This window comes from Chryseobacterium sp. KLBC 52 (genome assembly GCF_003347605.1).
In the GTDB taxonomy this organism is placed as follows: domain Bacteria; phylum Bacteroidota; class Bacteroidia; order Flavobacteriales; family Weeksellaceae; genus Chryseobacterium.
Map to the genome: position 1 here is coordinate 82,637 of NZ_QDFZ01000016.1, position 15,428 is coordinate 98,064.

The window sequence follows — 15,428 nt, forward strand, 5'->3', positions numbered from 1 at the left end:
CACAAAAGTTTTTAAGCATTTTAGTAATAAAAAGAGTATATTCTTACGCTGAAGAGTACACCTAAGAATAAAACAACGCACTCCTTTAACCACAAACATCTGTGAAAATCAGTGCAATCTGTGGGAAAATATAAACCACAAAAGTTTAAGCAATATTCAGGGAAAAATGGCAGCATTCACTGTAAAACAATTTGTAATTTTATAGATATGGAACAGCGGGCTATAAAAAGAATAAAAACCATCACAGAATTTCACCGTTCTAGAGGATTGCCTCCTCCTGAACATCCGTTGATCAGTGTAATTGATTATAAAGAGGTAAAGCGACCCGCTGATATCGGTGAGGTCAACTGGATGCTGGATTTTTATCAGATTTCTTTAAAAACAGGCATGAATGGGAAGTTGAAGTACGGCCAGCAGGAATATGATTTTGATGAAGGAACGCTGTTTTTTATTTCCCCAAAGCAGATTTTCAGAATAGAAGCAGATCCCAACGTGCAGGAAAACCAATCCGGCTGGATGCTGCTGATTCACCCGGATTTTCTATGGCATACTTCGCTGGCGAAGACCATCAACCAGTATGATTTTTTTGATTATTCACTGAACGAAGCACTATTCCTTTCAAAAAAAGAAGAACTTACCATCAATGTAATTATAGAAAATATTGAGCGGGAATACCATTCGGTGGTTGATAAATTCAGCCAGAATATTATCATTTCCCATATTGAAACCTTACTTAATTATTCAGAAAGATTTTATGAGCGTCAGTTTATCACCAGAAAAGTGACTCATCATACCATTCTCAACCGTTTGGAAGTTTTGCTGGAGGATTATTTCAATGATCATGATTTAATATCAAAAGGATTGCCTACCGTACAGTTTGTGGCCGATGAGCTTGGAATTTCTCCCAATTATCTCAGCCGTTTATTGAAAACGCTTACCGGACAGAGCACTCAGCAGTTCATTCATGATAAACTGATTAAAAAAGCAAAAGAAAAGCTTTCTACTACTAGCTTATCCGTAAGTGAGATTGCTTATGAACTAGGTTTTGAGCATCCCCAATCCTTTACCAAACTGTTTAAAAATAAAACCAGACTTTCTCCTTTGGAGTTCAGGACTTCTTTTCAGTAAAAAACACAGAATCAATTTTAATAGGTTAGAAAAAGAAATATCGGAAGGTTTTTTTACAAAAAAATTAATCTTATTTTTGAATTAGCTATATTTTGCACAATTTTTGCTATAACAAGCTACTTTTATTTTATCGGTTTAAAACATAACTGATAGTACAAACCCCTCCAATATTTAGTATGATGAAAAAATACCTTATTTATATATCGCTTTTTGCAGCACCCTTATTTTGGGGGCAAGGTAAAGTGACTGAAGAATCTGCATACCAACAAAACCTGGCGTTATCAGAGAAAGAAAATGCAGCCATGGCATTTGATGCTGACATAAAATTGTCCGATGCAGAAATGACTTTGGATAAAAAACTCTTCCAGATTCGTAAACAGTTTCTCAATGAATCGGAAGCAAAGAAAATATCTTTATATAACAGCTCTTTTAATGAATTAAAACCATTAATAGAAAGCAGCAAAATGTTTGAAATCCTTCAGACCATGCCGAAAGGAGGTCTGTTGCATACCCACAGTGGGGGAATTACAGACGTGAAATGGATTATTTCAGCTGCCAGAAAATATCAGGAATGCTATGTTTTTGATCAGAAGGATAATGATCAGTATATTTCCGGACAGCTGGCCTTTTTTGAAAAAGGAAAAGTTCCGGAAGGATTTGTAAGCCTTGATAAAAAGCTGACCTCAACACCCGGTTTTGAAAAGGAGTTGGAAAACCTTCTTACGCTGAAACGTGATAACCTTTGCTCTTACACAGATTATTGGATTGAATTTGAAAAACGTTTTAAGCGCATCAGTCTGCTGCTTCCGTACCGTCCTTTCTTTAAGGCATATTATCTGAAAGGATTTCAGGATTTGATAAAAGACAAAGTACAGCACGTAGAAATCAGATATATCTTTGATGAACTTTATGATTTTCAGCATGGAAAATATCCTTTGAAAACTACAATCACAGATCTTCAGGATATTCTTAAAGAAGTACAGAAATCATACCCGCAGTTCACTCTGAAACTGATCTATTCAAGCTTCAAATTCTTTGATAATGAAAACATTGAAAAGCAGCTGGAAACGGCATTTGAAATGAAGAAAGAATTTCCGGATATGATCTCAGGCTTTGATCTTGTGGCAGATGAAGCAGCAGGGCATCATATCAGCTTTTTTGAGAAAAGCTGGTCAAAAATGAACATACTTAGTAAAAAATATGGCGTGGAACTGCCTCTTTTCCTTCATGCAGGCGAAAGTACTTCTATCCTGAATAAAAATATTCTGGATGTAGCGCTGCTAAACAATAAGAGAATCGGTCATGGACTGAACCTGATCTATTTCCCAAAAACGATGGAACAGATCAGAAAACAGGATAGGCTGGTAGAGGTAAGTCCACTTAGTAATCAGATCTTAGGATATGTAAGTGACTTGAGAAATCATCCGGCAAGAGTCTTATTGAGCAATGGAGTACAATGTTCCATTAACAGTGATGATCCTTCAGTGTACGGATACACAGGTCTGAGCTATGATTTTTGGGTAACACAGATCTATTGGGAACTTAATGTGAAAGCATTGAAAAAACTGGTTTTTAATTCCATTAATTATTCTTCTATGAATGATAGTGAAAAAAAGAAAGCAATAACTTATTTGAACCAGCAATGGAATGATTTTGTTCAGAAAACAAATCAGAAATTAAATTAATCGGAATTATCCTGAAAAAAGAGGCTGTCTCAAAAGTGTCATTCTGAATGAAATGAAATGTAGTGAAGAATCTCATATATTTGGTTATCAATAAGATTCTTCCTTCGTCAGAATGACAAAAGCCAAGTTATTTGACCTTTGAGACAGCCTTTTGTCTTTTAAATAGCTATCGATTACTTTTTAAACTTTAATCTGGACAATTCCTTTTTTACAGAAGAACCCAGCTTTGATGGACTTACTTTAGTCAGAACCAAAGATTCGCAACCATTGAAAATGGCAAAACGTTTTATGGTTTCTGCAAAAGGCTTAAGCCATAAATCAAGGTCAATAGTACTGTTTTCAATATGTAAATAAATAAGCTCCAGTTTTTTTTCTTTTCTGTGAGCTTTACAGTCAACCCTTCCGATAAACTGATCTGCAAACAGGATAGGCAGGCAGAAATAACCGTACTGTCTTTTTTCCTTTGGAGTATAGCATTCCAGACGGAAATCAAAATCAAAAATCTGTTTAATCCGCTCCCGATGAATAATGGAATTGTCAAACGGAGACAGAAGCCATACACTGGAACTTGCCTGGTCAAATGTTCTTTCCAGCATTTCATTTTGAACAAAAACAGAAGATCCTCCTTCAATAGTCACTTTTGAGATTGTATCTTCTTCAAGCATCATCTCTAAAACCTTATTGACATTCGTCTTTAAATCATTTCCCTTTCTGAGGTGAGTGATTTGTTTTAACGTTGTAAATCCGTATGCTCTCAGATTGGTTTTCACCAGATATTCTGCCAACTCAAATGGAGTAGGTTCTGAGGTATTCGTAGAAGATGGCAAAACTCTTTCTGCCAGATCATAAGTTTTCTGCATCCCAGAACGTCCGCTGATCATCAGGTCTCCCTGCATGAAAAGTCTTTCAAGAGCGAGTTTGGCAGGTTTCCAATTCCACCAGCTTCCTGCTTTATGGCTTTCATTCTCAAAATCTCTTGCTCTTTTAGGACCTTCATTGCGGATGTTATCTACTACATACTTCATCACTTTAGGATCAGCATTGTAATAACGGGATTCCCCTCTTTTAATCATCAGCATCTGAGGCAAAACATATCGGAAATCCTGCATCGGAAGGTAAGAAGCAGCATGAAACCAATACTCAAATACTTTACGTTCTTCTACCAGTTCTTCCAGATCATTTGCCCGAAAATCCGGAATTCTTGTCCAGAGTGTATGATGATGCGCCCGCTCTACCATAGATAACGTATCAATCTGTATATATCCGAGATGTTCCAAAGCGTTCAAAACTGCAGTTTTTCCGGTTCCGAATGGTGTATTTTGTGTTAATCCCTGACTGTTTAATGTGATAAGCTTTAATTGTTCTGGCGTCAGTGTCTTTTCCATATTTTAATTTGAATAAAACACGTTTGATGATGTTTTTTCAAATATAATGATTTAGCAGAAAAGCATTAAAGAATCTGACTTAAGTATATTGGTTGTGAAGTTCAAAAATCAGTTGTTTTGACGGTTATTTCTTTTTAATTCTCTTTCTACTTCATTTACATAAGGAAGGGGAGTAAGATAGCTGTCTTCAATATATTTTCTGATACTTTCATCCGTTTTTTTGTTAACCTTTCTGATGAAAAGCTGATTGCCGGATTTTAATGATTGAATATAATTGAACGTATTCTGGGTATTTTGGAAAAAGGAGGTCTCAAGTACTGCTCTTTTATCATCATTGACGATAATATCATTGAACGATGTATTCATAAGAACAGTCTGAAAAAATGAATCTGCAGGTAAAAAAGTATGAAGATAATAGTCTTCAAAATCCATTACCATTTTGTTGTTTGTTAAAAATAAGCAGGTTTCTCTTGTAAACATAAACCATTTACCACCTATGTAAGGAATCACATCTTTCATAAAAGATCTTTTATAGATGAAAGATGAAATAACATAAGCCAATTCTGTAAAGTGATTTTGTATTCTTTTCAGCGTGTCGGGTCTGTAAAACTTCTGATCATAATAAAAAAGATAATTTCTGCCTTTATTGGTCGTAAGAAATTTACGGATAATATTTTGTGATTTCAGTGGATAATCTTCACCGCTCAGATTAATAAAATAATCCCATTCTTTGCTTACATTCAGGAGGAATTCCATAGCGTTCAATTCTGCCTGAACGATGTTGAAACCTCCCGAAACTATATTCATACTGTCCAGAATATAGACATTGGGAAAATGAACGATATAAAGTTGTATTTCTTCAATGAACTCTTGTTTCGCTTTTTTATCAATATGGATAAGATAAAACTGATCCCTTGTATAGATTTTCTCAAACATGCTTTTAAATACTTCAGGTTTATGATGTATCATAATGAAATAAGCAATTCTTACATGTGGGCCGGAATGGGATTCTGATATTCTGGGAGAAGGTTGAGGGATGGGGGAGGAAGCTTGCATATTCCGGAGTTTAAAATCATCCGCGTCAGCAAATAATTTGGTTAATTTGCAGAAGGTACGAATAAATTTTTGATAATCAGTTAATTAAATAACATGGTGTTCTTTTTTTTTATTGTAGGTTTGCAGAACATTTATAAAAACAGGTCACTGCCTTTGCTATTCTGTCATAGTTTAAAATCACTTTTTTCTTTCAGTTTTGCTTTTTCAGCTACCAATTTATAGCCTTTGTTTTCATCGTGGAAATAAGAGATTATAAAGTTCTATTGTAGATAAGAGCGACACGTTATTGCCGGGCCATTCGTAATATAGATAAAAATATTATTGTAGCTGAAGCAAGAGAAAGATGAACAGAAAAGAATACTCTTTTGTTTGTCATTATAATATACCGATTCAAATTCTGATCAACAGATTTGTTTTAAGATACCGGGAATGCCGGAATTTATAATGAATTTTAAAAATTTAAATCTAATTAATCCTATTATCCGTGCAGTGACAGAAGCCGGATATTCCAAGCCTACTGAAATACAGTATTCTGCAATTCCGCATATTTTGGCAGGAAGAGATATTATAGTGTCTGCACAGGCAGGTGCTGGAAAAACAGCTGCATTTGCGATGCCTATTTTACAGCTGCTGAAAAGACAAACTCCGGATCATAAAGAAATAAGAACTTTAATACTTACACCCACTCAGGAACTGGCAATACAGATAGAAGAGAATTTTAAAATCTACAGTAAATATTTACCATTATCTCTGCTTTCTATTTATGAAGGGGTTTCCATTGGAAGCCAGCTTGCTGCACTGAGAAAAAGAGTAGATGTTCTTGTGGCAACACCCGGAGGATTGCTTGATGTAGAAAATCAGAGACATATTGATCTTTCTAAAATTGAGCTGTTTGTTTTAGATGATGCCGATAAAATGCTTGATATGGGATTCGCTAACCATATAAAAAAAATATTAAATCTGGTTTCTCATAGAAGACAAAACCTGCTTTTTTCTGCTGCAATGCCGGGAAGTTTAAAATATTTCGCCAAAGCAATCCTGAACAAGCCTGTAGAGATTATTGCAGATCCTGCATCTTCAATACCACAGACGATGAAGCACCCGGATCTTAAAAATATTCAACCATTGATGGGAAGCACAATACCTCTCAGAATATCATAAATAAAATCTGTAGCGTTTACAGATCATAATACACAATTTTTTAATAACAATTACAATGCAAGAAGGCACCGTAAAATTTTTCAATGAAGCAAAAGGCTTCGGTTTTATTACTCCGGCAGACGGAAGTAAAGATATATTCGTACATTCTTCAGGATTAAACACAAGAGTAATCCGTGAAAATGATAAAGTAGTTTTTGATGTACAAAAAAGCGATAAAGGTTTAAATGCTGTTAACGTAAAGTTGGCATAAGAAAAGTCTTAAATGCAGATATGTTACAATAACATACTTTGCCATAGCAAGTCTCATTTTTTATATTTTTTCTTATTCAAATCCATGAAACTCCTGGATTTGGATGTATTGTCTGAAAGAACATTGATGTAATATAGATTACTTTTTATTTTTTATTTTCATGATGTTCATTAACCTCTTACTTTTATGTAAGAGGTTTTCAGAGATTTAAGAAAATAAGGTAGCAATTGGTCTGAATATTGACAGACTAAGAGCAGATGCCTGAGACATAAATATGCAGACTTAATATACACTCGGCTACGGTGATAATGATTGAGCTGTACATATTGTAATTCCTAAAAGGTTCAGAAAAAGATATGATTATTATTAATAATTTTAATGAGTATAAGTCTCTTGAAGGGCAAATGCTGGGAGATTCTGCCTGGCATACGATAAGTCAGGATCAGATTAATAGATTTGCAGATGCCACCCTGGATCAGCAGTGGATTCATACAGATCAGAAAAAGGCAGAGAAAGAAGGCCCTTTTAAATCAACCATTGCTCATGGGTATTTAACATTATCTTTGATTCCCTATCTCTGGAAACAGATTGCAGATGTGAGAAATGTAAAAATGGAAATCAATTACGGAATAGAAAACCTTAAGTTCGGAGAAGCTGTTCCCGTAAATAGTGATGTCAAACTACAGGCAACCGTAAAATCTGTTACTAACCTCAGAGGAACTGTAAAAGCAATTGTGGAGGCCAAACTCCTGATTAAAGACCACGTAAAACCTGCCTATACAGGTGATGTGATCTTTCTTTATCATTTTAGAGATTGATTTTCTTGTGAGTACGCAAGTTGTTAACATTTTTATATTTTTCAAATAAGAAAACATCATTGAATACAATGATGCTTTCAACTTTTAGGACCTTCTTATAAAATAGTTATACTTTAAGTACAATCTTCCCCAATAAAGGTCTGTCCCGTTTAGAATCCTCTATTCTCTGATGGGCTTTTTGAACCTCTTCAAGCGGATATATACTGTCTATCACAGGTTTTACTTGTCCGTTTTCAATTAATTCAGTGATCTGATGCAGCTCATCCCTGCTTTGTCGGGTAAAAACAAAATGATAGGTGGCATTTTTTTCCCAGGCATTGATAAGGTTTTGAGGTTGCGGAATATCTACCAGCGTTACCACAGAACCATAATCCGCTAAAGCAAGTGGACTGTCGGAAAGTGTTGTTCCTCCTACAGTATCAATAATTACATTTACACCCTTTCTTTTAGTATAGGTCTGTATTTCCTCGATCCAGTTTTCTTTATGGTGATCAATGACAACATCTGCTCCAAGGTTTTTTAATTCCTCATGCAGAATGCTTTGCCCGGTAGTGTAGACAAAAGCCCCAAATGCCTTGGCGATTTGTATGGCAAGAGTTCCAACACCTCCGGCTCCGCCAAGGATAAGAATGCTGTCTCCCTTTTTTAATTGAGCTCTTACCACAAGCATTTCCCAAACCGTTCCTCCGATAAGAGGAATGGAAGCAGCTTCTTCATAGCTGATGTTCTCCGGCATTCTGGATAGTGAAGATTCATCAGTAAGGTGATATTCCGTATAACTTCCGGAGCCGCCAAAGCGGGGAGAATAGTATACTTTATCACCAGGTTTCCATTGTTTGACCGCTTCACCTACTGCAATAATATCACCAGCGATATCATGACCCGTTATAATAGGGAGTTCGAAAAATGATGCATAATCTCCCCGTCTTACCTGATAATCAAGAGGGTTTATGGAAGTAGCCCTTACTTTTACTATTACCTGAGAAGGATTTGTTATGGTAGGAACAGGCATTTCCGCAAGTTGCAGAAATTCAGGTCCTCCAAAATTTTTAATGACAATTGTCTTCATAATGAAATGTTTCGCTTATTTCTTAAAATTGATTCAATAGTGATAGGTACTATCGAGGTAATGTCCCCATAAATTCAAAGATTTCAGCACCTATTTCTTCAGCATGGGTTTCCAGGGCAAAGTGTCCGGTGTCATAAAATTTTAATTTCGCTTCCGGTAAGTCCTTTTTATAAGCTTCGGCTCCTGCAGGAAGGAAATAGGGATCTTTATTTCCCCATACCAGTAATAATTTGGGCTGATACTTTCTGAAATATTCATGGAATTTCGGATATAAGGCCACATTGGTTCTGTAATCTTTCACCAGATCCAGCTGGATTTCTATATTGTCAGGTCTGTCAAGGAATTTCTGATCAAGGGTATAGGCTTCCGGTGCAATCAAAGAAGGATCAGAAACACCATGCTGGTACTGAAACAGAGTTACTTCTTTAGAAACGAAACCTTTTAATGCAAGACGGTTGGCTTCCGTTGTGTCCTGCCAGTATTTTTGGATCGGATTCCATTCATTGCTTAATCCTTCTTCATAGGCATTTCCGTTTTGTGAAACGATCCCTGTGATTTTTTCAGGATTGTTCATAGCGAGACGTAAACCTACCGGAGCGCCATAATCAAAGATGTAAATGGCAAAACGATTCATGTTCAGTTTTTCTGTAAATGCCTGTATGGTCGCTGCAAGATTGTCGAAAGTATAACAGAATTCCTTATGATCCGGAGCATCAGAATATCCGAATCCCGGCAGATCCGGAGCTATGACATGGTATTTTTTGCTTAAAATAGGGATCAGATTTCTGAACATATGAGATGAAGTAGGGTATCCGTGCAGAAGAAGTATCGTAGGCGCATTGGCCGGACCTGCTTCTCTGTAAAACAGATTTAAATCATTTACTTTGATGTTGCGGTAGTGAACAGGGTGATTTTCCATAATGTGATTATTTACATATAATTTTTGATTTTTTTGTGCCATTGTCATAGTGCCAGTGAAAAGGGCAACTGATACACCTGCAATGAATTGTCTTGAAATTTTTTTCATTTATTTTTTTGATAGTCCAAAATTAATACGGATATTTGATTATTAAAAACGATTAATTATAATTAATTGAATCACTAATAATGATTAATTAAAATGAACATTAATGATTTAAAAATATTTGAAGCCGTAGCCGAAACAGGAAGTTTTACAAAGGCAGCTTCTGTGATGTTTACGGTTCAGTCAAACGTGACGGCAAGAATAAAAAACCTTGAAGATGAGTTTAATACGAAGCTCTTCTCCCGTACGTCCAGAAGGGTAGAGCTTACTTCTGAAGGGATGATCCTGATGCAGTATTCAAAACAGATTCAGCATTTGGTGGAAGAAGCAAAAAATAATATCCGGAGTGGTGATAATATCAGAGGATGCCTGAAAATAGGCTGTATAGAAACAACCATGGCGCTGAAAGTACCGGAAATCCTCAATACTTTTGATGAAAAATATCCTGGTATTGAGCTTGAGTTCAAATCAGACACAAGAGATTCAGTGCTGTCTGATGTTTTAAATTACAACCTGGATGCTGCCTTTGTTTCTGCTCCTGTGAATGCCAAAGGACTGGAGAAAATCTGCATTAAGGAAGAACAGCTTGTGATTCTGGCTTCCTCAAAAGGTCCGAGTCTGCAGACATTGATGGATAAAGAACCCTTGAAAATAGTGGTTTTTGACGAAGGGTGTATTTTCAGGGAGAGATTAGAATCCTGGTTAAGTCACAAAGGAATTCTTAATTATAAAAGTACAGTTTTGAATTCTATTGAAGGAGTCATCAACTTTGTGGAAGCAGGGTTGGGAGTCAGCATATTGCCGGAAGAAGTGGTTACTAAGTATTATGCAGGAAGAGGAATTAAAACCTATGGATTGAATAAGCAGCTGGGAACAATGAATACCATTCTTGTTTTTAGAAAAGACGGACCGCAGTCAAGAGCATTACAATGTTTTATTGATATGCATTTAGAGGTATAAATTGTAACAGGAAAATAAAGGCTATGGCAAAAACTACTGAGACACTTGATGAGTTTTACAGGAATAAATATGGAGCACTATCAAGTGATTTTCCAAAAAATGACGGCCAGTTTAATGTCTTTAGAATTGAAGACAGAATAAGCTCTCATACTTCCTCACCCACCTTTATCCGAAGAGATTTCTATAAAATTATGCTGTTCAGTGGTAATAATATATTTCATTACGGAGACCGAAGTATTCCGTTAACAGGCAATACTTTGCTCTTCTTTAATCCTCATGTGCCTTATACCTATGAATCTTTGGAAGCGGGTACTCATGGTTGTTTTTGTGTTTTTAAAGATGAGTTTTTTAAAGGAAATTTTCGTTTGAATCTGTTCGAACTTCCTTTGTTTACGGCAGGTACACATCCTGTTTTCAGCTTAGACGAAGAAGAAACGTCAGAAATCAAAACGATATTTGAAAAGATCATCAGAGAAATTGATTCAGACTTTGTCTATAAATATGATCTCATTAAAAATTATGTCAGTGAACTGATTTATTATGGGATGAAGTTGCAGCCCGTCAATACAGCTTCTGGGCAGACCAATGCATCGTTAAGAGTCACTACTGTGTTTATGGAATTACTGGAAAGGCAGTTTCCCCTTGAATCAACAGCTCAGCGCTTCGAATTGCGTTCTCCGAAAGCTTTTGCCGATCGGATGAATATTCATGTCAATTATCTCAACCGGGCTATAAAAAAACAGACAGGGCGCACTACTACAGAGCATATATTTGAAAGGCTAATCTCTGAAGCCAAGGTTCTTTTAAAATATACAGACTGGAATATTTCAGAAATCAGCTATGTGCTGGGCTTTGAAGATCAATCCCATTTTAATAAATTTTTCAAAAAGCAGACAGACAGCAGCCCAACAAGTATAAGAAGGGTTTGAATTTGACAATTATTGGTTTGTATATGACAAAATACCGTTGCGTGTATGCGGTAATTTTGTGAAAAATAAAATTCATGAGTCAAACAAAAATCTGGTATATCACCGGAGCATCTAAGGGAGTAGGTTTTTCATTGGTTAAAAAACTTTTAGAAAATGGGCACAAAGTGGCTGCTACTTCAAGAACCATTGAAGCATTGGAGAAGCTGGATGTGAATCCGGAAAATTTTCTTCCTCTGGAAGTGGATTTAACAAATGAACAATCTATCGCACAGTCTATTGAAAAAACAGTACAGCAGTTTGGAGGGCTGGATGTGGTAGTGAATAATGCCGGTTATAGGCTGGGTGGAGCAATAGAAGAAGTAAGCAACACAGAAATTGAAGAAAATTTTCAGATTAATTTTTTCGCTGTTGTAAAAGTCATTCAACAGGGATTGCCTTATTTAAGAAATCAGCGTTCCGGACATATTATTAATATTTCATCCATTGCAGGTTTTGCTCCCGGGCTGGGATGGAGTATGTATTCTTCTGCAAAATTTGCAATAACAGGTTTATCAGAAGCACTTGCTAATGATTTGAAGCCATTAGGAATCTCTGTGACAGCAGTTTTGCCTGGGTGGTTCCGTACCCATTTTGCCAAGCCGGATTCTATCGCTTTCAGTCAAAATCAGATCGATGATTATCAGTTCCTGAGGGCTGCTCATCAAAGAATGAATGAAATGGATGGTAAACAATTAGGAAACCCTGAGAAGGTAGCAGACGTTTTCATCAAACTGGCAGATCATGCAAATCCTCCGGTATTGCTATTCCTGGGAAGTGATGCCACCCAGAGAGCCGAAACCAAAATTGCAGAACTGACTGAACAGATACAATATTGGAAGGAACTTTCCTCATCCACAGATTTTAAAGAATAGCGCTACAGTCATTTTAATGATGTCATTTTTTACCAAATGGTAAATATGCCCAGATGATAATGGCTAACTTTGTTATCATGAAAGATTTTATAGAATATATCCTGCAGTTTGGTCATTTGAACCAGCAGCAGATAGACCTCATCACAAGCAAAGCAAAAGAGATTGAGCTGAGCAAGGATGAGTATTTTGCAGAAGCAGGAAAAGTCCTCAGGCAGGTAGGTTTTATTCTTGACGGGATCATTCGTATCTGCTATTATAACAACAAAGGGGAAGAAATTACCAAGATCTTTATTGAAGAAAAACATTTGCTCTTCAATCTGAAAAATGTGCCTTCTACAGAATATATTCAGGCCGCTACGGATTGTAAACTGCTGGTGTTTTCTAATCAGGATTGGAAAGAAATTTCAGATACCATTATCGACTGGGAAAATATTATTCAAAAAGTAACCAATAAAGCCCTTGCCCAAAAGCTGGAAAGAGTAAGTCCGTTAGTTTCTCAGGATGCTACCACGCGCTACCTGGAATTTATGGAAAAATATCCCACATTGGTCAATCGTATTCCTTTGTCTTACATTGCTTCTTATCTCGGGATTACCCAGCAGTCATTAAGCAGAATCAGAAAAAATATCCGGTAAGATGCTTTTTACCAAATGGTAAACAGGTTCTTTTTTTATCGTTGCAACTTTGCAATATCAATCTAAAATAATAAAAAATGAACCCAACAATTTTCATTACCGGTGCTTCATCAGGACTGGGAAAAGCCACCGCCAAACTATTTGCCTCAAAAGGCTGGACTGTAATTGCCACCATGAGGCATCCCGAAAAGGAAACTGAACTTACAGAATTTCCCAACATCCATCTCCTGAAATTAGATATCAGTGATCCGAAACAGATTTCCGGCATTGCTTCAGAAGCAGAAAAAATAAGCTCGGTGGATGTAGTCCTGAATAATGCCGCCTACGGGCTGATGGGGCCTTTTGAAGGAATTGAAGATGAACAGCTTGCCAGCCAGATCAATACCAATTTCTTAGGAACACTACTGGTAACAAAGGCATTTCTTCCGTATTTAAGAGCCCGAAAAAATGGAACAATTATTACCATAACATCATCTACTGCCAATATTCCTTACCCGTTTGTTTCCGTATATGCTGCCACAAAATCTGCATTGGAAAAATGGACAGAAGGAATGAGTTACGAACTGAAAGAGTGGGGGATCAGGAGTAAAACAGTAGTTCCTGCTTATATGCAGACCCATTTCGGAAGCAATGCGCAAATGGTTTCCCATCCCGATTACCAGCCTGTTTTTAATCAATATATAACAGCCATGAGAACGGATTCATCTGCCAAACGGGATGCTCCTGAAACCATTGCTGATATCGTGTATGAAGCCGCTACAGACAACAAAAAGCAGCTTCATTATATTGCTGGTGAACTGGCAACTTCTGAATATGAATGGCTGAAAAAAGAAGGTATAGAAACGGTAATTAATAAGATGAATGAACGATTTTTTGGTTAATATGCATTCGCAATTACTGTAGTTTAAATTTTTAGGTGGCATTTATCATTTTTGCTGTTGCAAAGTGGAATGGATAATGGGCAGTTAAAAATGGATGTTTTTTATATTACTTCCTTACAGAGAATAGTTTACGGCTACCTGATTATGAGTCAGGTATTCTGAGAAATGGAAATATTTTGTGAGGGAGATCTGATGATCTGCTGAGGGTTCGAGTCCCTTCTTCCAGGAAAGTTCAGAAGAGGGGTCGATTCCCTCCAACTCCACGAAAAGAGAAGCCTGGAGTTTGATTTTTAATTACAGTCATGGACAGTTAATCCTCAGCAGCAAGATGATAAAGGTGTACTATACTTTGGATATGGCCTGGTAGAATCCTGAGGCATTAACGAATATTCCGCCTTGAGGTTTCCAGCCGCGGAGGATGTAGTCGTTAACTTCCTTTTCTAAATTCTCTAAAATAAAATTGGAGAGTACTTTGTAATTCATGATGATAGATTTTAGTTTTATCGAAGATACAAATAATTCATTTATAGCCTATGCAGATGAATATTGTTGTCTCTTAATCATCAAGTCTGTAAATAAACTCCTCAATCTCTTTTTGTCTGGCATTGGCAAATCCTTTATCGGTTCCGATTTTTACAAAACCACATTTTTCCAGCACCTTTTGTGAGCCGAGATTATCATAGGCAACCCGTCCAAAAATGGGCCTTGCGGTTTCAAGGGTGAGAAAATCTTTCAAAGCGTTTGTGGCAATTCCTTTTCCCCAGAAATTTTTATCAATCCAATAGGTGATTTCTGCGTCGCCTTCCATGATAAACCTGGCAATACTTCCAACGGTCACTGTTCCGGCAATGATCGTTTGGTTGTTCACTGTGGGGTCTACCAGTAATTTGGTGAACTTGGCGATATAGGCTTCTTTATTCGCTGAATCTTTGGATGTAAATGCAGCGAGATGATTCGCTTCATCATCAAGCTGAAACTGAAAAAGAGTTTCTAAATCTTCCACTACAGTCGGCCTGAGTTTAATATCGTATTGAATATCTTTCATGGTGTGAGATAGGTGTTGGTTGGTTTTCAAATATAGAATTTATTTGCGCTATTTACTTAATGGTTTGATCTTTAAAAATTAAATTACAGAAGATTTATTTTTCCCACAGATGGCACAGATTTTACAGATATTTATGTTAATACTATTATTTTCAAAAATTTTTTGAACTACTCTATGTCAAAGTTTTCTCTTTATTTTAATTAAATATTTATTTCTTTTGTGACTTTTGTAGTTTATTTTTTACCACAGATGGCACAGATTTTCACAGATGCTGGGGCAAAGGATTGCGTTGTTTTATTCTTATGTGTACTTTTCAGCGTAAGAATATGCTCTTCATCTTATTAAATTGTTTAAAAACTTTTGTGACTTTTGTGGTTTATATTTTCCCAGAGATAACGCATATTTTCACAGAAGCTTATGGTTAAAATGATGCGTTGTTTTTTATACGTACAAATGCCTATCGTCTACAGTACAAATACCTGGCTTCAAAA

16 protein-coding genes are annotated in these 15,428 nt (G+C 36.4%); 10 read left to right on the plus strand and 6 right to left on the minus strand.

The features are described 5' to 3' along the window. The first annotated feature begins 207 nt into the window (after window positions 1-207). Both DDF69_RS16790 and DDF69_RS16795 read left to right on the plus strand, forming a co-directional pair. Entirely contained in the window at window positions 208-1,128 is a 921-nt protein-coding gene (locus DDF69_RS16790; protein ID WP_114821789.1) for an AraC family transcriptional regulator, read from the plus strand. A 176-nt stretch (window positions 1,129-1,304) separates the two neighbouring features. Continuing rightward, window positions 1,305-2,813 carry an adenosine kinase gene (locus tag DDF69_RS16795; RefSeq protein WP_114821790.1) on the plus strand — a complete coding sequence of 503 codons (1,509 nt, stop codon included), beginning with the start codon at window positions 1,305-1,307 and terminating at the stop codon, window positions 2,811-2,813. 173 nt (window positions 2,814-2,986) lie between these two features. Here the strand turns inward: DDF69_RS16795 and DDF69_RS16800 are convergent, their stop codons facing one another. Both DDF69_RS16800 and DDF69_RS16805 read right to left on the minus strand, forming a co-directional pair. Beyond that, window positions 2,987-4,198 (minus strand): winged helix-turn-helix domain-containing protein, encoded by a 1,212-nt coding sequence (locus tag DDF69_RS16800; RefSeq protein WP_114821791.1) that lies wholly within the window; start codon window positions 4,196-4,198, stop codon window positions 2,987-2,989. Between the two features lie 108 nt (window positions 4,199-4,306). Then, the gene (locus tag DDF69_RS16805; RefSeq protein ID WP_114821792.1) at window positions 4,307-5,254 is read right to left on the minus strand and encodes a beta-1,6-N-acetylglucosaminyltransferase; all 948 of its coding nucleotides are present in this window, start codon (window positions 5,252-5,254) and stop codon (window positions 4,307-4,309) included. A 429-nt stretch (window positions 5,255-5,683) separates the two neighbouring features. On the opposite strand from DDF69_RS16805, the gene DDF69_RS16810 reads away from it, so the two are divergent. The 3 genes from DDF69_RS16810 to DDF69_RS16820 all read left to right on the plus strand — a co-directional run bounded on the left by DDF69_RS16810 (window position 5,684) and on the right by DDF69_RS16820 (window position 7,483). Then, window positions 5,684-6,415, plus strand: coding sequence for a DEAD/DEAH box helicase (locus DDF69_RS16810; protein ID WP_228412024.1), 732 nt, complete (start codon window positions 5,684-5,686; stop codon window positions 6,413-6,415). Window positions 6,416-6,470: 55 nt separating this feature from the next. Next, entirely contained in the window at window positions 6,471-6,665 is a 195-nt protein-coding gene (locus DDF69_RS16815; protein WP_114821793.1) for a cold-shock protein, read from the plus strand. Between the two features lie 356 nt (window positions 6,666-7,021). Continuing rightward, window positions 7,022-7,483 carry a MaoC family dehydratase gene (locus tag DDF69_RS16820; protein WP_114821794.1) on the plus strand — a complete coding sequence of 154 codons (462 nt, stop codon included), beginning with the start codon at window positions 7,022-7,024 and terminating at the stop codon, window positions 7,481-7,483. A 106-nt stretch (window positions 7,484-7,589) separates the two neighbouring features. Here the strand turns inward: DDF69_RS16820 and DDF69_RS16825 are convergent, their stop codons facing one another. Continuing rightward, window positions 7,590-8,552: a zinc-binding dehydrogenase gene (locus tag DDF69_RS16825; RefSeq protein WP_114821795.1), complete on the minus strand. Its 963-nt coding sequence runs from the start codon at window positions 8,550-8,552 to the stop codon at window positions 7,590-7,592. Between the two features lie 49 nt (window positions 8,553-8,601). Continuing rightward, window positions 8,602-9,579 (minus strand): alpha/beta fold hydrolase, encoded by a 978-nt coding sequence (locus tag DDF69_RS16830; RefSeq protein WP_228412025.1) that lies wholly within the window; start codon window positions 9,577-9,579, stop codon window positions 8,602-8,604. Between the two features lie 93 nt (window positions 9,580-9,672). Between DDF69_RS16830 and DDF69_RS16835 the strand changes: the two genes are divergently transcribed. The 5 genes from DDF69_RS16835 (at window position 9,673) to DDF69_RS16855 (ending at window position 13,892) form a co-directional block, all read left to right on the plus strand. Continuing rightward, on the plus strand, window positions 9,673-10,536 hold the full coding sequence (locus DDF69_RS16835) for a LysR family transcriptional regulator (RefSeq protein ID WP_114821796.1): 864 nt from the start codon (window positions 9,673-9,675) through the stop codon (window positions 10,534-10,536). Between the two features lie 23 nt (window positions 10,537-10,559). Further along, on the plus strand, window positions 10,560-11,465 hold the full coding sequence (locus tag DDF69_RS16840; RefSeq protein ID WP_114821797.1) for a helix-turn-helix domain-containing protein: 906 nt from the start codon (window positions 10,560-10,562) through the stop codon (window positions 11,463-11,465). A 74-nt stretch (window positions 11,466-11,539) separates the two neighbouring features. Continuing rightward, the gene (locus tag DDF69_RS16845; protein WP_114821798.1) at window positions 11,540-12,376 is read left to right on the plus strand and encodes an SDR family NAD(P)-dependent oxidoreductase; all 837 of its coding nucleotides are present in this window, start codon (window positions 11,540-11,542) and stop codon (window positions 12,374-12,376) included. Window positions 12,377-12,453: 77 nt separating this feature from the next. Beyond that, on the plus strand, window positions 12,454-13,011 hold the full coding sequence (locus DDF69_RS16850; RefSeq protein WP_114821837.1) for a Crp/Fnr family transcriptional regulator: 558 nt from the start codon (window positions 12,454-12,456) through the stop codon (window positions 13,009-13,011). 77 nt (window positions 13,012-13,088) lie between these two features. Continuing rightward, window positions 13,089-13,892 carry an SDR family oxidoreductase gene (locus tag DDF69_RS16855; RefSeq protein ID WP_114821799.1) on the plus strand — a complete coding sequence of 268 codons (804 nt, stop codon included), beginning with the start codon at window positions 13,089-13,091 and terminating at the stop codon, window positions 13,890-13,892. A gap of 342 nt (window positions 13,893-14,234) precedes the next feature. On the opposite strand, the gene DDF69_RS22115 is transcribed toward DDF69_RS16855, so the two are convergent. Both DDF69_RS22115 and DDF69_RS16860 read right to left on the minus strand, forming a co-directional pair. Then, complete coding sequence (locus DDF69_RS22115; RefSeq protein WP_162800955.1) at window positions 14,235-14,375, minus strand: hypothetical protein; 141 nt, start codon at window positions 14,373-14,375, stop codon at window positions 14,235-14,237. A 73-nt stretch (window positions 14,376-14,448) separates the two neighbouring features. After that, window positions 14,449-14,967 carry a GNAT family N-acetyltransferase gene (locus DDF69_RS16860; RefSeq protein WP_228412026.1) on the minus strand — a complete coding sequence of 173 codons (519 nt, stop codon included), beginning with the start codon at window positions 14,965-14,967 and terminating at the stop codon, window positions 14,449-14,451. Between the last annotated feature and the right edge of the window lie 461 nt (window positions 14,968-15,428).